Annotated in this window: 15 protein-coding genes and 1 tRNA gene; 12 read left to right on the plus strand and 4 right to left on the minus strand. The window is 58.9% G+C overall.

Features of this window, described 5'->3' with window-relative positions; genetic code table 11:
• Window positions 1–105 precede the first annotated feature (105 nt).
• The 8 genes from AC2CF9_RS10540 to AC2CF9_RS10575 all read left to right on the plus strand — a co-directional run bounded on the left by AC2CF9_RS10540 (window position 106) and on the right by AC2CF9_RS10575 (window position 7,657).
• Window positions 106–1,407, plus strand: a complete 1,302-nt coding sequence (locus AC2CF9_RS10540; protein ID WP_484556909.1) for an anaerobic C4-dicarboxylate transporter — start codon at window positions 106–108, stop codon at window positions 1,405–1,407.
• An 82-nt stretch (window positions 1,408–1,489) separates the two neighbouring features.
• Window positions 1,490–3,175, plus strand: a complete 1,686-nt coding sequence (locus tag AC2CF9_RS10545; protein WP_484556910.1) for a protein-disulfide reductase DsbD — start codon at window positions 1,490–1,492, stop codon at window positions 3,173–3,175.
• A 64-nt stretch (window positions 3,176–3,239) separates the two neighbouring features.
• On the plus strand, window positions 3,240–3,818 hold the full coding sequence (gene dicD / locus AC2CF9_RS10550; RefSeq protein ID WP_150018243.1) for a division control transcriptional repressor DicD: 579 nt from the start codon (window positions 3,240–3,242) through the stop codon (window positions 3,816–3,818).
• 106 nt (window positions 3,819–3,924) lie between these two features.
• Window positions 3,925–4,000 (plus strand) — tRNA-Phe (locus AC2CF9_RS10555).
• A gap of 251 nt (window positions 4,001–4,251) precedes the next feature.
• Window positions 4,252–5,136: a sugar phosphate isomerase/epimerase family protein gene (locus tag AC2CF9_RS10560; RefSeq protein ID WP_484556911.1), complete on the plus strand. Its 885-nt coding sequence runs from the start codon at window positions 4,252–4,254 to the stop codon at window positions 5,134–5,136.
• Between the two features lie 228 nt (window positions 5,137–5,364).
• Window positions 5,365–6,384: a LacI family DNA-binding transcriptional regulator gene (locus tag AC2CF9_RS10565; RefSeq protein WP_039382113.1), complete on the plus strand. Its 1,020-nt coding sequence runs from the start codon at window positions 5,365–5,367 to the stop codon at window positions 6,382–6,384.
• 101 nt (window positions 6,385–6,485) lie between these two features.
• Window positions 6,486–7,367: a glutathione-dependent disulfide-bond oxidoreductase gene (gene yghU, locus AC2CF9_RS10570; protein WP_484556912.1), complete on the plus strand. Its 882-nt coding sequence runs from the start codon at window positions 6,486–6,488 to the stop codon at window positions 7,365–7,367.
• The gene (locus AC2CF9_RS10575) at window positions 7,367–7,657 is read left to right on the plus strand and encodes a DUF1330 domain-containing protein (RefSeq protein ID WP_039382107.1); all 291 of its coding nucleotides are present in this window, start codon (window positions 7,367–7,369) and stop codon (window positions 7,655–7,657) included. Before yghU ends, AC2CF9_RS10575 begins: the two co-directional genes overlap by 1 nt.
• Window positions 7,658–7,733: 76 nt before the next feature.
• On the opposite strand, the gene AC2CF9_RS10580 is transcribed toward AC2CF9_RS10575, so the two are convergent.
• Window positions 7,734–8,975 carry an MFS transporter gene (locus AC2CF9_RS10580; protein WP_484556913.1) on the minus strand — a complete coding sequence of 414 codons (1,242 nt, stop codon included), beginning with the start codon at window positions 8,973–8,975 and terminating at the stop codon, window positions 7,734–7,736.
• Between the two features lie 625 nt (window positions 8,976–9,600).
• Here AC2CF9_RS10580 and AC2CF9_RS10585 point away from each other — a divergent pair.
• On the plus strand, window positions 9,601–9,987 hold the full coding sequence (locus AC2CF9_RS10585) for a hypothetical protein (protein WP_484556914.1): 387 nt from the start codon (window positions 9,601–9,603) through the stop codon (window positions 9,985–9,987).
• A 289-nt stretch (window positions 9,988–10,276) separates the two neighbouring features.
• Window positions 10,277–12,655 carry a glucose/quinate/shikimate family membrane-bound PQQ-dependent dehydrogenase gene (locus AC2CF9_RS10590; RefSeq protein WP_484556915.1) on the plus strand — a complete coding sequence of 793 codons (2,379 nt, stop codon included), beginning with the start codon at window positions 10,277–10,279 and terminating at the stop codon, window positions 12,653–12,655.
• A gap of 48 nt (window positions 12,656–12,703) precedes the next feature.
• Here AC2CF9_RS10590 and AC2CF9_RS10595 read toward each other — a convergent pair whose 3' ends face one another.
• The 3 genes from AC2CF9_RS10595 to AC2CF9_RS10605 form a co-directional block, all read right to left on the minus strand.
• On the minus strand, window positions 12,704–13,924 hold the full coding sequence (locus AC2CF9_RS10595) for an MFS transporter (RefSeq protein WP_484556916.1): 1,221 nt from the start codon (window positions 13,922–13,924) through the stop codon (window positions 12,704–12,706).
• Window positions 13,925–14,033: 109 nt separating this feature from the next.
• The gene (locus AC2CF9_RS10600; RefSeq protein ID WP_150018236.1) at window positions 14,034–14,924 is read right to left on the minus strand and encodes a LysR family transcriptional regulator; all 891 of its coding nucleotides are present in this window, start codon (window positions 14,922–14,924) and stop codon (window positions 14,034–14,036) included.
• A gap of 85 nt (window positions 14,925–15,009) precedes the next feature.
• On the minus strand, window positions 15,010–15,378 hold the full coding sequence (locus AC2CF9_RS10605; protein ID WP_039382095.1) for a helix-turn-helix domain-containing protein: 369 nt from the start codon (window positions 15,376–15,378) through the stop codon (window positions 15,010–15,012).
• 177 nt (window positions 15,379–15,555) lie between these two features.
• Here AC2CF9_RS10605 and AC2CF9_RS10610 point away from each other — a divergent pair, with 177 nt between their 5' ends.
• A complete protein-coding gene (locus AC2CF9_RS10610; RefSeq protein ID WP_039382093.1) occupies window positions 15,556–16,215 on the plus strand; it encodes a response regulator in 660 nt (219 codons plus the stop codon).
• The gene (locus AC2CF9_RS10615) at window positions 16,212–17,570 is read left to right on the plus strand and encodes a sensor histidine kinase (RefSeq protein WP_484556917.1); all 1,359 of its coding nucleotides are present in this window, start codon (window positions 16,212–16,214) and stop codon (window positions 17,568–17,570) included. The genes AC2CF9_RS10610 and AC2CF9_RS10615 overlap by 4 nt, the downstream gene beginning before the upstream one ends.
• Window positions 17,571–17,721: the final 151 nt, after the last annotated feature.

The raw sequence follows: 17,721 nt of genomic DNA on the forward strand, positions 1-17,721 counted from the left end.
ATCATGTCGCCCCGGGCACGCCTGTATACAATACGGCGTGCTTTTTTTATCTCTGGCGACTACAACATTCAGGGGGCACGTTCTGCAGCCTGAGGAGAGAAACGGATGATAGCAGTGGAACTGGCAGTGGTATTCATGGCGATCTGGCTCGGTGCCCGCCTGGGCGGTATCGGAATCGGCTTTGCCGGCGGACTGGGAGTGCTGATACTGACGCTGGTGTGCGGCATGAAGCCCGGCGCAATCCCGTTTGATGTGATCGAAATTATTATGGCCGTTATCGCCGCGATTGCTGCTATGCAGGTCGCAGGCGGCATGGATTACCTGGTCGGGCTGGCGGAAAAGCTGCTGCGCCGCCACCCGCGCTACGTCACTTTTCTGGCGCCGCTGGTCACCTATCTGATGACGCTGCTGGCCGGCACCGGCCACACCGCGTTCTCCACGCTGCCGGTTATCGCTGAAGTCGCCAAAGAGCAGGGCGTCAGGCCATCGCGTCCGCTCTCCATCGCGGTGGTGGCCTCCCAGATTGCGATCACCGCCTCACCGCTCTCCGCCGCAGTGGTATTCTTTGCCTCTATACTCGAACCACGCGGCGTCAGCTATCTGGCGCTGCTGGGCGTGGCGCTGCCCTCCACGATGGCGGCAATATTCTGCGCGGCGGTGATTACCAACTTTCTCGGTACGGAACTAAAGGATGATGCTATCTATCAGGCGCGACTTGCCAGAGGCGACGTGACGCTGCGCGGTGAGAAAGTGTATGCCATCCGGCCTGGCGCGCGCCGCGCCGTATTACTGTTTCTCACCGGCATTGTGGCAGTGGTGCTCTATGCCACCGCCATCAGCGACAGCGTGGGCCTGATCGCCAACCCGGTGTTGCCGCGTAACGAAGCGATCGTCGTGTTTATGCTCACGGTCGCTACGCTGATCTGCCTGACCTGCCGCGTGGACAGCAGTGAGATCCTCAGCGCCAGCACCTTTAAGTCGGGCATGAGCGCCTGTATCTGCGTTATGGGCGTGGCGTGGCTGGGCGACACCTTCGTTAAAGCGCATCTGAGCGAGATCCAGACTCTGGCGGGTGACATGCTGCAGCGCTATCCCTGGATGCTGGCGCTGGTGCTGTTTTTTGCCGCCACCCTGCTCTATTCGCAGGCGGCAACCACCAAAGCGCTGATGCCGGCAGCGCTGATGCTCGGCGTCTCGCCGCTGGCGGCAGTGGCCTCTTTTGCTGCGGTATCAGCGCTCTTTGTTCTGCCTACCTATCCGACGCTGCTGGCCGCAGTGGAGATGGATGACACCGGTTCGACGCGAATCGGCAAGTTTGTCTTTAACCACTCCTTTATCATTCCGGGCATACTGGCCATCGCCTTTTCCGTGGCGTTTGGCTTTCTGTTTGGCAGTCTGATCCTCTGACGCCGTTACATTGTGAAATCCTGTGCCGAAGCGGGCGTGCTATGCTCACCGCTTCTGCACTACCGGAGTTGATTAATCTGTTATGGCTGCATCTTTTTCCCGCCTGCTGACGCTCTGCCTGACGCTGCTGCTTTGCCTGTCGGCTCAGGCCGATCTCTTTGCGCCGAAATCCACCAGCCGCTTTGTGCCGGTCGATCAGGCCTTTCAGTTTGATTTTTCTCAGCGGGGCTCAACGCTGACGCTGAACTGGCAGGTCAGGCCCGGCTACTATCTCTATCGTCAGCAGATGAAGATTACGGCTCAGCATGCGCAGCTGGCCCCGCTGACGCTGCCGCCAGGTGAGGCGCATGAGGATGAATTTTACGGCAAAAGCGAGATTTATCGTCAGGCAGTGACGCTGCCGGTAACGCTGCAGCGGGCGGATGCGGGCGCCACGCTGACGGTGACGTATCAGGGCTGCGCCGCGGCCGGATTCTGCTACCCGCCGGAGAGCCGTACTATTCCGCTGAGCGCCGTCAGCGGCGGCAGCACGCCGGTTACGGCGCAGCCCGCTGCCGCGCCGCTGCCCTTCTCGCCGCTCTGGGCGCTACTGATCGGTATCGGCGTCGCCTTTACCCCCTGCGTCCTGCCGATGTACCCGCTAATCTCCGGCATTATCCTCGGCGGCGCACGCCGCTACAGCGCTGGCCGGCTGCTGGCGCTGGCGCTGGTCTATGTGCAGGGCATGGCGCTGACCTACACGCTTTTGGGCGTTGTGGTCGCGGCGGCCGGGCTGCGCTTTCAGGCGGCGCTGCAGCATCCATACGTCCTGGCGGGTCTGTCGCTGCTGTTTATTCTGCTGGCGCTGTCGATGTTTGGCCTGTTTTCGCTGCAGCTGCCCGCCAGCCTGCAGACGCGTCTTGCGCTCTGGAGCAATCAGCAGCGCGGCGGCTCGCTGCCTGGCGTATTTATCATGGGCGCGCTGGCCGGACTTATCTGCTCCCCCTGCACCACGGCGCCGCTCAGCGCGATCCTGCTGTATATCGCGCAGAGTGGAAACCTGTGGGCCGGCGCCGGTACGCTGTGGCTCTACGCCGTGGGAATGGGGCTGCCGCTGATCGCCGTGACGCTTTTTGGCCATCGTCTGCTGCCCAAAAGCGGCCCGTGGATGCAGACGGTAAAAGAGGCGTTCGGGTTTGTTATCCTGGCGCTGCCGGTATTTCTGCTGGAGCGTATCCTCGGCGACACCTGGGGTTTGCGGCTCTGGAGCCTGCTGGGCGTAGCGTTTTTCAGCTGGGCATTTATTCACAGCATCAACGCGCGCGGCAAGTGGCGCGTTGTACCGGTGGTGATGTTAGGGGCAGCGCTGATTATGGCGCGGCCGCTGCAGGAGTGGGCGTTTGGCGCTACGGCAAGCCAGAACGTGGCCCACCTGCCCTTTAAGCGCATCAGCAGCAGCGCGGAGCTTGAGCAGGCGCTGCAGCAGGCACCAGGGCGCATCACCATGCTCGATCTCTATGCCGACTGGTGTGTCGCCTGCAAAGAGTTTGAAAAATATACCTTCAGCGATCCGGCAGTCGCCAGCGCGCTTGCTGACGTGCAGCTGCTGCAGGCGGATGTCACCGCAAACAGCGCGCAGGACAACGCCCTGCTGAAGCAGCTGCAGGTGCCGGGATTACCGACCATTCTGTTTTTTGACGCGCAGGGTCGCGAGATCCCCGATTCCCGTATCAGCGGCTTTCTGCGTGCGGCAGCGTTTCGCGCGCATTTGCAGAATCTGCCGCGTTAAACGACACTGGTTCAGCCACTGCCCGCTCATCGACGAGCGGGCCGATATTCCAGAGGAGAGTCATGTGCAACGCGAACAAATTCTGGAGCATGCGCTGAATGTGCTCGAACAACACGGCCTGGCGGCTACCCTGTCGCTGCCGCAGCTGGCGGGTGAAACCGGCCTCAGCACCGCACAGCTGACCCGCTACTGGCCCGACTGCGATGCGCTGCTCTATGATGCACTGCGCTATCACGGTCAGCAGATCGACAGCTGGCGACGTCAGGTACAGCTGGATGAGCGGCTCAGCCCCGCGCAAAAGCTGATGGCGCGCTATGACGTGCTGGCAGAGTATGTCAGCAAAGGCCGGTTTCCTGGCTGCCTGTTTATTGCTGCCTGCAGCTTCTATCCGCAGCCTGACCAGCCGGTGCACCAGCTGGCGGAGCAGCAGAAGCGCCACTCATGGCAGTTTACCCATGAGATCCTGGTGGAGCTGGCGCTGGACAATCCCGCGATGGTGGCCGATCAGATGGAACTGATCCTCGAAGGCTGCCTGAGCAAACTGCTGGTGAAACGTAACGTACAGGATGTGGCGACCGCCCGGCGTCTGGCGGAAGATGTATTCAGTATTGCGCTCTGTCGTCAGAACGGCGCGCTCGCCTGAAAAAGGGCTGACATGCCTGAAAAGCAGGCAGTCAGTCACGGATAGCGCGCTTTTTTGCTAAAACCCGTTGACGATCTGCGGCCATTAAGGTTTAATGCGCCCCGTTGCCCGAATAGCTCAGTCGGTAGAGCAGCGGATTGAAAATCCGCGTGTCCCTGGTTCGATTCCGGGTTCGGGCACCAAAATCCAGAAAACCCGGCCTTATGGCCGGGTTTTTGCTTTTCTGCGTTATCCATTTCGCCTGCCCTGCTGCTTTTCCACCCCGTACCAGGTGCCATACTGATGGTTTTACATCAGCAAAATCGTAGAACGTGCCGGCCTCCCTTCCTATAGTGGCTGATAAACACACTCTCTGTCTGCCTGGCGTTTCTGCATCAGCTTCCGCCTGTCCGAAACAACGCTGGCAGCGAAATAGCGCAGGAGAAGCGACAGCATGAAAATTGCTTTTGACGTGGACGTTATCCGGGATCTCGGCATTACCCGGATGGTGCATCAGGTGGCGGAATGGGGCTATAAATATATTGAGCAATCACCCCATCCGCAGATCAATCCCTTTTATAAACACCCCAAAGCCAGCCGCGAAATCCTGCGCGAATATAAAAATGCGCTGAACGCCACCGGCACCGAGATCTCTTCTTTCATTACGGTTTATCGCTGGTCGGGGCCTGACGAGCTGCGGCGTCAGGCGGCGGTAAAAAACTGGAAGCGCATGATTGAAATTGCGGTTGAAATGGGCGTGCAGGTTATCAATACCGAGCTCTCCGGCAACCCTAATGAGCCAGAGATCTGCGAAGAGATGTTCTACCGCTCTATGGAGGAGCTGCTGCCGATTGTCGAGCGTGAAGGGATCCGCATTGAAATCCAGGCGCATCCGTGGGATTTCTGCGAAGAGAGTAATGAAACGGCAGATATCGTTAAGTCGTTTCGCAGCGATAACGTGAAGTATATCTATAGCGCGCCCCACACCTTCTATTACGACAAAGGCAAAGGGGATGTAAAAAACATGCTGCATTATGCCGGTGACGATCTGTCGCATATGCTGATTGCCGATACCATGAACCACACCAAACACTGCCGCTATATTGTGAACCCGCCTGGCGTGGACGCAACCATTCACCAGCACGTCGCGGTGGGAGAAGGCGAAGTCAACTTCGATGCGCTGTTTGAAGCGCTGCGCGAGATGGATTTTGCCCGTCGCAGCTTCAAAGTCGGCGGTGAGTCGATTATCTCAGCGGCGCTGTTCGGCTATCCGGAGAAGATGCGCTATCAGGCGGTGGAGACGCGCGAACTGATTGAGCGCGAGCTGCTGAACCTCTGACTGCAGTATCAGGCAGTATTTTCCCCCTGTGCCCTGCAGGGGGAAACGCACCGCTTACATCGCGCCAGGCTTCACCGCGCCCTTCTGCAGCAGCACTATTATCACCGCCCTATCAACATCAAAGCTGCGGATCTCCTCCTTTAGCTCACACTTCAGAATGCCCTGTCTTGTCAAAATATCCCGTTCTGGCAGGCTGTCAGAACGCAGTTTTTGATGGAATTAACTCAAATGAAAGCAACCACGCTGGCCGGACTGGCTAAGCGCGCAGGCGTTGGCGTCGCAACCGTGGATCGGGTTCTGAACGATCGCGGGGGCGTCTCGCCTGCGATGACGCGAAAAGTGCTGCAGGCAGCCCGGGAGGCGGGCTTAAAACGTATTCTGCCGGAGGAGCATCGCCACAGCTGGCAGATTGAGGTCATCCTGAGCGGCAACGGCTCATTCTTCTTTCAGCAGCTGGCGCAGGAGTTCGCCCGCCTGGCAGATGCGCTGGGCTACCGGCGCGTCCGGCTGCATCGCACGCTTATCCCGGAAGATGCGCCGGAAAAGCTGGCGGCCCATATCGATGCCGGCAGTAAAAGAATGGACGGGCTGATTGTGTTTGCTCACGCCAGCCCGCTGATCTATCAGGCGCTGGCCAGCTGCCAGGCGCGGGGCGTGCCGGTCATCACGCTGGTGAGCGATCTGCCTGACGCGCCGCGGCTCTGCCATGTCGGTATCGATCAATACAAAGCGGGACGCACGGCGGGCCTGATGCTCGGCAGCATGGCGGCCAGTACAGGGGATGTGGTACTGATCAGCGGTCGCGCTGACTACCTCGCGCACCAGCAGCGTATTGAAGGTTTTCAGCAGGTGCTGGCTGAGCGCTTTCCGCAGCTGCGGCTGCGTGAGATCCTCGCCGGCCAGGACGATCGTGAACGTATCAGCCGGCTGCTGGAGAAAACGCTGGCGGGATCGCGCCAGATCGCCGGACTCTACAACACCGGCATGGGCAATACCCAGATTTATGAAGCGCTGGCGCGCCATCGGCTGTGCGGCAGCACAGTTTATGTGACGCATGAACTTTATGCGACTACGCGCCAGCTGCTGCAGCAGCGCATCCTGACCCTGACCCTTGATCAGAACACGCAGCGCCATGCTGAACTCGCTCTGACCCTGCTGCTGCGGCATCTGGAAGAGCGCGAGCAGCCTGATACTTACGCGCCGGGCAAAGTCGACTTTATGCTCTATACCCAGGAGAACTGTACCTGATCCCGCAAACCCGCTCACCGCCAGCGCGGTTAAATCGGCGCGGAATGGCGCTGCTACACTCAGTGGCAGCGCAACGCTCACGACCATAAGGTGAAATGACGATGTCAGATAATCAGTATCAGCCCGCAAAAGTCTGGACCTGGGAACCGGAAGCCAAAGGCAACGGCGCCAGCACGAACCGCCCTGCCGCTGGCGCCACGCATGAGCAGGCGCTGCCGGTCGGGAAACATCCGCTGCAGCTCTACTCGCTCGGCACGCCAAATGGTCAGAAGGTTACCATTCTGCTGGAGGAGCTGCTGGCGGTGGGCGTAAAAGAGGCGGAGTATGACGCCTGGCTCATCCGCATTGGTGAAGGCGATCAGTTCTCCAGCGGTTTTGTTGATGTGAACCCTAACTCTAAAATTCCGGCGCTGAGCGACCACTCCGTGACGCCGCCGCAGCGGGTGTTTGAATCGGGTAATATCCTGCTCTATCTGGCGGAGAAGTTTGGCTACTTTATTCCTGAAGATGTGGCGGGCCGTACTGAAACCCTGAACTGGCTCTTCTGGCTGCAGGGTTCTGCGCCCTATCTTGGCGGCGGCTTTGGCCACTTCTACCACTATGCGCCGGAAAAAATTGAGTACGCCATCAACCGCTTTACGCTGGAAGCGAAGCGTCAGCTGGATGTGCTGGATCGCCAGCTGGCGGATCGCCGCTTCCTTGCAGGTGACGCCTATACTATCGCGGATATCGCGACCTGGCCCTGGTATGGCAACCTGGTGCTGAATGGCCTGTATGGCGCAGCAGAGTTTCTGGATGTGCAGGCTTACACCAACGTGGTGCGCTGGGCGAAGGAGATCGCAGAGCGTCCGGCGGTCGTACGCGGGCGCAAAGTTAATCGCGCTTTTGCCGCTGAACCGCAGGATCAGCTGCTGGAGCGGCATGACGCCAGCGATTTTGAGCACAACACCGAAGATAAACGTCAGGCACGGGGAGAGAAGTAATGACCGCTTACATGGTAATGATTAAGGATGAGACGCTGGATAAAGATGAGCTGGCAACCTACTCACAGAAAGCGGGCGACGCGCGTGGCGATCATCAGATCACGCCGCTGGCTTTTTATGGCGAGCAGGAAGTGCTGGAAGGCCGGGATGCCGAAGGCGTTGTCGTTCTGGCGTTTGCCGATATGGACGCCGCGCGCGCCTGGTATCACAGTCCGGCTTATCAGGAAGCGAAAGCGCACCGCGTGAAAGGCGCTAACTACCGCGTTATCCTGGTCAACGGCGTGGCATAACGCGCCGACGCCAGGCAGACCGGCTGCCGGTCTGCTGATGTGCCCGGCGGCGTTACGCTGCGCCGGGCGCTCTCATCTACACGTTGCTTTCACTCTCCAGCTTTTGCCGTTTGCGCAGATGCGGGAAAAGCGTCATCCAGACGGCGACCACTATCAGCGTACCTATCCCGCCCAGCGCGGCCGCCGGTACCGCCCCCAGCCATGCGGCCAGCAGGCCAGATTCAAACTCCCCCAGCTGATTGGACGTATTGATAAAAATAGCGTTCACGGCGTTGACGCGACCCCGCATATCATCCGGCGTATCGAGCTGTACCAGCGCACCGCGGATCACCATACTGACCATATCAAATCCCCCCAGCGCAGCCAGCGCCAGCAGCGACAGCCAGAGCTGGGTAGAAAGCGCAAACAGCAGCGTCGCCAGACCAAAACCGGCAACCGAGCCAAACATGATCATACCGACGTGCTTCTCCAGCTTATTACGGCTAAGCCAGACGCCCACCACCAGCGCCCCGACTGACGGTGCGCCGCGCAGCATGCCCAGTCCCCACGGCCCGGTATGCAGAATATCCTGCGCAAAAATCGGCAGCAGCGCCGTGGCCCCGCCCAGCAGCACGGCAAACAGGTCAAGCGAGATCACGCCCAGCACATCTTTGCGCTCGCGGATAAAACGCACGCCAGCGAACATGTTGGTCAGGTTCATTGGCATGCGCGACTGCGGCGGCCGCGCGTAGCGCAGGCGGCTAATCAGTACGAGAGAGAAGAGATAGAACAGCGCGGAAACGCCATACACTACTTCAGGCCCGGCGACATAAAGCAGGCCGCCCAGCGTCGGGCCAACGATCACCGCCGCCTGACCGCCTACTGAACTGGCGGCCATTGCGCGGGCCAGAACCGGCGGCGGCACCAGCGCCGGCAGCATAGAGGTGATAGCCGGCCACTCCAGCGCCTTTGCTACAGAGATCAGAAACACCAGCCCCCAGATCTCAACGCTTCCTGCCCAGTGCAGCAGCGTCAGCGCCACCAGCGCAAGCAGCGCTGCCCACTCAATCAACTGCCCCACCAAAACAATGCGACGACGGTCGTGCTGATCGGCCAGATGACCAGCCGGCAGCGCCAGCAGTACCGAGGGTAAAAACTGCATTAAGCCGATCATACCCAGCGCCAGCGCGCTGTGTGTCAGGGCATAGATTTGCCAGCTGACCGCCACTGAAAACATCTGAAAGCCAAATGACGAGCAGGTGCGCGCCAGCCAGAAAGCCACAAACGATCGATGCCGCAGCAGGGAGTCGTCTGCAGCAGAGCTTTTTATACCTGTCATGTGATCCCATCCTGAAATGATTAACTGATTAGCGTCATTGCACTAATCTGGTCAGAAGCCAGGCAGTGGCTTCTGTTATCGTTTTGTCTCTCTGAGAGTGCGCGATATCACTCTGGCAGGCAATGGCGGGTTGTGCGCTTTTGAAACAAAAACTTAACTGCCTGGCAGATAAACATTGGTCTCTATATATCAGGAGAGTGATTGTTATTGATTGAATACCGGTATTGATTTATTGATTACTGAATTAACAGCTTAATTATCCCTTTTAACGCCAGGAATATCTCTGTATCAGAGACAGGTAAAAAAAGGTGATTTAACACGCTCTTTCGATCTATATTAACCGCCGGCAAATTTCAGACATAACACGCATTTATAATAAAACATATCTTTCCGGTTAATAATTTTTTTGCAGAGATACATGAAAAACAGTACTTATAATCCTTATGTTACTGAGCGTATTCATCGCTTTGACAACACGCTGTGCGGCGTGTGTTATTCAGCACCCTTTATGCATTGCGAGCAGGACGCTGATACATTACTTAATGGACACAACATAATTGCTTTGCATAATCAGTTGCCTGATACCCCTGAACTAATAATTATTCCGCTGGCGGGAAATAGCCTGATGGAATTTTTACGCGCCCCGGAAAATTATCCGATGCTGCAGGCTGCCCACGTCCGTCTGGCAATTGATTATGCAGGGCTGCTACAGGGTGGTGCCCCTCTGCTTGCCGCTGCGCACCACTTCTCATTCTGGCTGTGCGATCTCGCGCCGCCGGGAACAGAGTGGAAAAAGATCCTGGCGTTTCCATTTAGCGGTGTGGTTTTAGCCGAAGATTTTTTTAACGATAATTACCTCAAATTCAGCTTTCCGTTTTTAATTGAGTCTCTGAGGGAAAGAGAAGCAGACGTTATATTACGCACTGCACAGCTGACGCTGAATAGCGAACATTACCAGCGTCTGCAGTTAAGCGGCTGGCAGCAGCAGCGCACACCCGGCACGCTTTTTTAGGGTAACCGTTTACACAATCTGCTACTCCGCGCCGCAGCCACCTGATTTGATCGGAATTAACGCCGCTATTCCGCCATAAAATGTCGTCTGATTTGGTCCGACAGAGTTAAAACCGCTAAAAAAAGCAAACTCGTTAACGTTTTTAAGATAAAATTTAACGCAAAGGGATCATATGGCGTCACGGAAGAACGCTGCGTGAACATTTCTGCTCACTTCGTACTCTATGTCGGGAAACAGCCTGAAGCGTTGTTTCCTTTGTTTTTCTATGGCAAAGAAAGAGGTCAATATTATGGGGAAAGCTTCCTCATCTTTTGGCGTAATCCGCCTGCTCACGGTGCTGTTCGCACTGCTGACGGGCGCGTTTATGCTGGTTGGTGGCATTTGGTTAGCCACCATTGGAGGTTCCTGGTACTACGTTATTGGCGGTGTGATGATGCTGATCACCGCTGTTCTGCTCTGGCGTCGCAGCAGCGCCGCGCTGCTGCTGTATGCGCTGCTGCTGCTCGGCACGCTGATCTGGGGCGTATGGGAAGTTGGCTTTGACTTCTGGGCGCTGGCACCGCGCACCGATGTACTGGTGATTTTCGGTATCTGGCTGATCCTGCCTTTCGTCTATCGCACGTTCAATCCTGCCGGCAGAGGCGCAATGCTGGTGGCGCTGATTGCCAGCGTACTGGTTCTGGCATGGGCCGTCTTCCACGATCCGCAGGAGCTGAACGGCGAGCTGCCCGCTGCAGCGACCACCCCGCAGACCCAGCCTATCAGCAATATTGCTGATGCTGACTGGCCGGCGTACGCGCGCGATCAGCAGGGTACCCGCTTTTCTCCGCTGAAGCAGATCAACACCAGCAACGTTAAAGAGCTGCAGGTCGCCTGGCAGTTCCAGACCGGCGATCTGAAAAATGCTAACGATCCGGGTGAAATCACTGATGAAGTGACACCGATTAAAATCCGCGACACGCTCTATCTCTGCTCACCGCATCAGATCCTGTTTGCGCTGGATGCCACAACCGGTAAGCAGAAGTGGAAGTTTGATCCGGCGCTGAAGCAGAATCCGACCTTCCAGCACATCACCTGCCGCGGCGTTTCCTATCATGAAACCCCTGCAGCAGCGGATAGCGCGGCAACTCAGCCGGCACTCTGCGCACGTCGCATCTATCTGCCGGTCAACGATGGTCGTCTGTTTGCTCTGGATGCGGAAACCGGCGAACGCTGCCCGGCATTTGGTAACAACGGTGAGCTGGACCTGCAGCACAAGCAGCCGGTTACCACCCCTGGCCAGTATGAACCGACCTCACCACCGATTATCACCGATACCACTATCGTGATCGCCGGTGCTGTAACCGATAACTACTCTACCCGTGAGCCATCGGGTGTGATCCGCGGCTTTGACGTCAACACCGGCAAACTGCTGTGGGCATTCGATCCGGGCGCGAAAGATCCTAACGCGATTCCGGAAGATGAGCACACCTACACCCTGAATTCACCGAACTCATGGGCACCGGCGGTTTACGATCCGAAACTGGATATCGTTTATCTGCCAATGGGCGTCTCCACCCCGGATATCTGGGGCGGCAACCGTACGCCTGAGCAGGAGCGTTATGCGAACAGCGTTCTGGCGCTGAATGCCACCACCGGTAAGCTGGTCTGGTCTTATCAGACCGTGCATCACGACCTGTGGGATATGGACCTGCCTTCTCAGCCGACGCTGGCTGATATCACCGACAAAGATGGCAACACCGTTCCGGTGATCTACGCGCCGGCGAAAACCGGTAACATCTTTGTGCTGGATCGCCGCAACGGCAAGCTGGTTGTGCCGGCACCGGAAACCCCGGTTCCGCAGGGCGCAGCGAAAGGTGACCACGTATCACCGACGCAGCCTTACTCTGAGCTGACCTACCGTCCTAAACAGAACCTGACTGACAAGGATATGTGGGGCGCGACGATGTTCGACCAGCTGGTGTGCCGCGTAATCTTCAAGCGCCTGCGCTATGAAGGTCCGTTCACGCCGCCGTCTGAACAGGGTACGCTGGTCTTCCCGGGTAACCTCGGTATGTTTGAATGGGGTGGTATCGCCGTTGATCCACATCGTCAGATTGCTATCGCTAACCCAATGGCGCTGCCGTTTGTCTCAAAGCTGATCCCACGCGGACCGGGCAACCCGGCTGAGCCACCGAAAGGTGCGGAAGGCGGTTCCGGTACTGAAACCGGCGTGCAGCCGCAGTATGGCGTGCCGTTTGGCGTTGAGCTGAATCCATTCCTGTCACCTTTCGGCCTGCCGTGCAAACAGCCAGCCTGGGGTTACATTTCAGCGGTGGATCTGAAAACCAACGAAACCGTATGGAAAAAACGCATTGGTACCGTGCGCGACAGCGCGCCTCTGCCGCTGCCGTTTAAGATGGGTATGCCAATGCTGGGCGGCCCAATCACCACGGCGGGACACGTTGCCTTTATCGGCGCAACGGCAGATAACTACCTGCGTGCGTTTGATACCAACACCGGTGAAATGCTGTGGCAGGCGCGTCTGCCAGCCGGTGGTCAGGCAACGCCGATGACCTATGAAGCGAACGGCAAGCAGTACGTTGTCATCGCGGCTGGCGGTCACGGCTCGTTTGGAACCAAACTGGGCGACTATATAGTTGCCTATGCACTGCCGGATGCGAAATAACCTTTCGTAACAGCAGAATAAATCAGGCGGGCCGGTGGCCCGCCTTTTTTATGCGCCCCGTCTCTCCCGTACTGCGCCGCGTACCAGTAAAGCACACAGCGCCATCGTCAGCGCGGTAAGCAGAAACACCGGCTGCATGCCAAACACCCCGCTAATCATCCCGCCGCAGAGCGGTCCGGTCACCTGCCCGGCATATTGTGCCGAGGTCGCATAGCCCAGCATTTTTCCCGTCTGCTGTTGCGGAACGTGGTGGCGTATCAGTGCGGTAATGCAGGGCAGCAGTCCACCCAGCGCCACGCCCATCAGAAAACGCAGGCCGGTAAGCTGCCATACGTGGCTGATAAACGCCTGCGGGATCAGCAGCAGCGCGCTGGCCACCAGCCCGGCAAGCAATACACGTCCGTGCCCGATGCGATCCGCCAGCCGCCCGGCCAGCGGCGCAGCAAGGATACTTCCCAGCGCCGCCGCTGCCATCACGATCCCGGCGTTAACGGTTATCGCGTGCTCTCCCTGCACAAACTGCGCAATATAGAGCGTGATAATAGGTTCAACAGACATGGTGGCAAACATCATCAGCATCGCCGTGAGCCACATCAGCCGCACCACCCGAAGATTCGCCGGCGGCTCATCAGCAACCTGCCCTGCCGTGGCGGCACCTTTTGGCTGCCGCGGCGCCTCTTTCAGCAGACACGCCGTGCCGAGAAACGTGAGGAAGATCGCCGCGCCCGTCAGCCAGAAGGTGCGACGGATGCCAATCAGCGGCGGCAATATTCCGCCCAGCAGCGGCCCCGCGACGTTGCCCGCCATAATGCCCGCTGAGAGGATACCCAGCGCCCAGCCGGTATGGGCTTTCGGCGTCTGCGCCGCGACCAGAATCGTGGATCCGGAAGCGTATCCCCCCAGCAGCCCGGCCAGCAGACGCAGCGCCACCAGCTGCCAGGGTGCGGTTGCCATACCAATCAGCGACATGGCTATCGCCATGCCCAGACTGGCGCGGATCAGCATCAGTTTTCGTCCATAGCGATCCGCCAGCCGGCCCCACAGCGGAGCCGTCAGCGCGGCGCTCAGAAACGTGGCCGCATAGGCGGCACCCGACCAGCGGGCGATCGCCGCCGGCTCCTCAACCCCAAGCTGCTGAACATAGATCGGCAGAAACGGCAGCAGCAGCGTCATGGCGACGATGGTGGTAAATGACCCCAGGGTGCAGACCAGCAGGTTGCACTTCCAGTGTTGCTGTTCAGCTGTTAATAATACTGAAGCGTGTGACATACCCTCTCCCGCAGGCTGTTTTTTATCAGGCTACCTGCGCGGAGAGAGAGAAAACAGAGGGCGCCGGAGAGTTACCTGCCAGCCTGCTACTGTTGCCACACAGCAACATTCAGGGTGTCTGCAGCGCGGTGATCAGCGCATCGCAAAGCTGCGTAACCGGAGAGGAGGGCTGCGGCTGCTCTTTCAGCAGCAGATAGCTGTGAAAACGATCCATTTGCCAGTCGCTCAGCACCGGCTGGATATCGCCGCGCGCCAGCGCCTCACGCGTCATATAGGAGGGCAGATAGGCAATGCCGCCGCCGGCCAGCGCCGCGTTAAGCAGCGCCATGCTGTTGTTGGCGCGCAAGCGGCTGCGCACTTCCAGCGCCAGCCGCTGCTTATCACGCCGGAACGGCAGAGCGGCGGTATGTGCCGGCCCGTGAAACAGCAGCAGGTTGTGGCGGGCCAGGGCGCGCGGATGATCAATCAGCGGATGCGCGGCCAGGTAGCCGGGCGTAGCGTAAAGGCCCCAGTCGATGACACTGAGTTCGCGCCAGGCGCCTTCCTGCGGCGCGCGGCTGCGGACCACAATAGCGACATCAGCATCGGGGTGAGGGTCTTCGCTGGTGGTAAGATCCAGATCCACATGCAGATGAATATGCCGGCGAATAAAGGCGTCCACCACTGGCGCTACACACTGGCAGCCAAAGGTTACCGGGGCCTGCAGGCGAAGATTACCGGCCGGCAGCTGGTGCAGCTGCTGCACAAACGCATCCGCCTGATGCAGCTCGTCCAGCATACGCAGGCAGAAGGGGTAGTACGCCTGCCCGTGTCCGGTCAGCGCAACATGACGCGTGGTACGCTGCAGCAGTTTGATCCCCAGCCGCACCTCCAGCCGGGCAATTTCACGGCTGACATAGGATTTGGAGACGCCGAGGATACGCGCGGCTTCGCTAAAGCTTTGCCGCTCCGCTACGTGCGCGAACAGCAGCATGGCTGTCAGATTATCACCAGGGTTCATGGGTCCGGCTGTCAGAGAAACATGACCCGCAGCTTAAAAGGTATTGCGCTGTTCTGCACCCGCTTTTCTTTGCGCTGCTGGCCGGTCATACGGCGACGGCAAAAGGCAGCAGCAGCCGCTCCGGCTCAACGCGACGCTGACGGCGCAGCTGGCCTGGCGTAATGCGAAAATAATTTTTGAAGGTGCGGGTGTAGGCCTGCTGCGTATCAAAACCGTAGTTCATGGCGACCTGTAAAATGGCGTCGTCGCTGTTAAGCAGCGTTAACGCCGATTCAGTCAGGCGGCGCTGGCGGATATACTCAGCCAGTGAAAAACCGGTGTGCTGACGAAACAGACGCTGCAGATGCCAGCGTGAATAGCCCGATCGACGCGCCACCTCATCCAGATGCAGATCGTGGCCTAAGTTATCTTCAATCCACTCCAGTAAACTACGGATAAACTCTCGCTGATTCATCGCACCCTCCGGCTTAACAGACTGTTCCTGAAGAGCCACTGTAGCGCAGGAGATTTATCCCTTAATTAGCGAAGAATTAGCGCAGAATTAGCAAAGCGCGCAGCGGTAAAATTCAGCGGTGATAATTTTTCGCTAAGAATGCGGCGTTACACTGCCCCACACTGATAAGGAGACTCCATGCGCGTGCTGCTGGTAGAAGATGATGAAATGATTGGTGCCAACCTGCAGCAGGCGCTGGAAGCCGCAGGCTGGTCGGTGGACTGGGTACGCGACGGCCGGTTTGCCTCGCACGCCTGGTCGGAAAGCAATTACACCTGCGTGCTGCTCGATCTTGGCCTGCCGCGTGAAGATGGTATTGACGTGTTGCGGCGCGCCCGCGCGCGCGGTGATATGACGCCGGTACTGGTGCTGACCGCCAGGGACAGCGTTGCCCAGCGTATTCAGGGGCTGGATAGCGGCGCGGATGATTACCTGCTCAAGCCCTTTGATCTGCAGGAGGTGCTGGCACGTATGCGCGCTATCACCCGGCGCCGCCACGGTGCCGCCGACTCGCTGCTCGGCAGCGGCGACGTGCAGCTGGATATGATGACGCGCGAAGTGCTCTATAAGGGCCAGCGTGAACAGCTTACCGCTCGCGAATATGCACTGCTCTATGCGCTGCTGGAGCGGCCCGGCGCGATCCTTTCACGCGAACAGCTGGAGAATCGCATCTATGGCTGGGGCGAAGAGGTCACCAGCAACGCCGTTGATGTGCTGATCCACGGCATGCGGCGCAAACTGGGCAACGAAGCGATTCGCAACGTGCGCGGCCTCGGCTGGCGGGTACCGGCACAATGAAAAATTTTACGTTTCTGCGCTCCCTGCGCAATAAGCTGCTGATGAGCCTGGTGCTGCTGCATCTGGCGATGATTGGTGGCGTAACCTGGTACTTCTTCCACTGCTACGGCGACATGATGGGCTCGATGAAGGACGATCAGCTCGCAAAAGTGGCCGACGTCTGGTCAGCCAGTCAGACCATGCCCGCGCTGATCCCGACGATCCCCGATCAGGACCGGCTCAAAAGTGCTTACATTGTCCAGCTGTGGGATACGCATAATCAGCTGCGTGCCAGCTCGTGGCCGGCGCTGAAAGCTCCGCTGCAGGCGGTGCACGGCTGGTCCGATTTACGCCTTGGCGACTGCGGTGACGATTGTGAATGGCGCGTCTATACCCGCCCTGGCGAAGCGGGCAGTGAAATCGGCACGGTTCAGGTGCTGCATAATATCGGCTATATGAAAAGCCTGATGGTAAAACGCGTGCTCTCGGCGGTGATCCCGCTGATCCTGATGATGCCGCTGTCGCTGCTGCTGATCTGGCTGATCGTACGCGCCATTACGCGCAATCTGCTGGTGGCATCCCGGCAGATCGCGGCGCAGGAGAGCCTGCACCCGCATACGGTATCGCCGGATGGCCTGCCTGACGAAGTGCTGCCGCTGGTCGCCGCCTACAATGCGCTGCTGGATAAGCTGCGCGCCGCCTGGTCCGCCCAGCGGCAGTTTCTGGAGGATGCCGCGCATGAGCTGCGCACGCCGGTCACCGCGGTTACGCTGCAGCTGGAGAATCTGCGCCAGCATATTCAGCCCGGCGAGGCGCGCCGTCAGTTTGATCAGCTGGAAGCGGGCGTCACCCGCACCCGTCATCTGGTGACGCAGCTGCTGGATGTGTCACGCCAGGAGGATCGGTCCGCGGTGCCGGTCGCGGAAATAATCGAACTCGACGATCTGCTGAAGGAGAGTATTGAGCAGCTGATGGTGGTTGCCGATAAGCGCGGCATCGATATCGGCTATAGCGGCAGCACGCGCTACCGGCTGCAGGCCAGCCGCTCTGAGCTGCGCACCCTGTTTGATAACGTCATCGGCAACGCGATGCTGCATACGCCAGAAGGAAGCCTGGTCGATGTGCTGCTGCACCGCGCAGGCGATCGTACGGTGGTCGATATCGTCGATAACGGTTCCGGTATGCCGGAGTCGTTTCTTGAGCGGGCGTTTGACCGCTTTACCCGTTCACCGGACGTACAGGCGCAGGGCAGCGGTCTCGGCCTGTCGATTGTGCGCAGCGTGGCGCAGAAGCATCAGATGCAGGTGGCGCTCTCTAACTGTCTTACCCCTCAGGGCGAGCGCTGCGGACTGCGGGTGCGGGTGACGTTGCCATAGGGGCTGGCGCTGAGCAGCGCGAGGCTGGGTGCGGCAGCGCGGGGCACTGAGGGGGTTCCGCCCGCCAGGCTTCTGGCAGTTTCAGCGGCATCTCCGCACGCGGACGGGCTAAGGGGCGGGTGGGCGCGCCCCTTAGCAATCCGCGCCCCGC

This window comes from Pantoea sp. SYBGC1, from assembly GCF_057197005.1.

Bases quoted from the DNA above. Each gene is read 5' to 3' on its own strand.
- AC2CF9_RS10540 (WP_484556909.1), top strand. From the start codon at position 106: ATGATAGCAGTGGAACTGGCAGTGGTATTCATGGCGATCTGGCTCGGT.
- AC2CF9_RS10545 (WP_484556910.1), top strand. From the start codon at position 1,490: ATGGCTGCATCTTTTTCCCGCCTGCTGACGCTCTGCCTGACGCTGCTG.
- AC2CF9_RS10560 (WP_484556911.1), top strand. From the start codon at position 4,252: ATGAAAATTGCTTTTGACGTGGACGTTATCCGGGATCTCGGCATTACC.
- AC2CF9_RS10565 (WP_039382113.1), top strand. From the start codon at position 5,365: ATGAAAGCAACCACGCTGGCCGGACTGGCTAAGCGCGCAGGCGTTGGC.
- yghU (WP_484556912.1), top strand. From the start codon at position 6,486: ATGTCAGATAATCAGTATCAGCCCGCAAAAGTCTGGACCTGGGAACCG.
- AC2CF9_RS10575 (WP_039382107.1), top strand. From the start codon at position 7,367: ATGACCGCTTACATGGTAATGATTAAGGATGAGACGCTGGATAAAGAT.
- AC2CF9_RS10580 (WP_484556913.1), bottom strand. From the start codon at position 8,975: ATGACAGGTATAAAAAGCTCTGCTGCAGACGACTCCCTGCTGCGGCAT.
- AC2CF9_RS10585 (WP_484556914.1), top strand. From the start codon at position 9,601: ATGGAATTTTTACGCGCCCCGGAAAATTATCCGATGCTGCAGGCTGCC.
- AC2CF9_RS10590 (WP_484556915.1), top strand. From the start codon at position 10,277: ATGGGGAAAGCTTCCTCATCTTTTGGCGTAATCCGCCTGCTCACGGTG.
- AC2CF9_RS10595 (WP_484556916.1), bottom strand. From the start codon at position 13,924: ATGTCACACGCTTCAGTATTATTAACAGCTGAACAGCAACACTGGAAG.
- AC2CF9_RS10600 (WP_150018236.1), bottom strand. From the start codon at position 14,924: ATGAACCCTGGTGATAATCTGACAGCCATGCTGCTGTTCGCGCACGTA.
- AC2CF9_RS10605 (WP_039382095.1), bottom strand. From the start codon at position 15,378: ATGAATCAGCGAGAGTTTATCCGTAGTTTACTGGAGTGGATTGAAGAT.
- AC2CF9_RS10610 (WP_039382093.1), top strand. From the start codon at position 15,556: ATGCGCGTGCTGCTGGTAGAAGATGATGAAATGATTGGTGCCAACCTG.
- AC2CF9_RS10615 (WP_484556917.1), top strand. From the start codon at position 16,212: ATGAAAAATTTTACGTTTCTGCGCTCCCTGCGCAATAAGCTGCTGATG.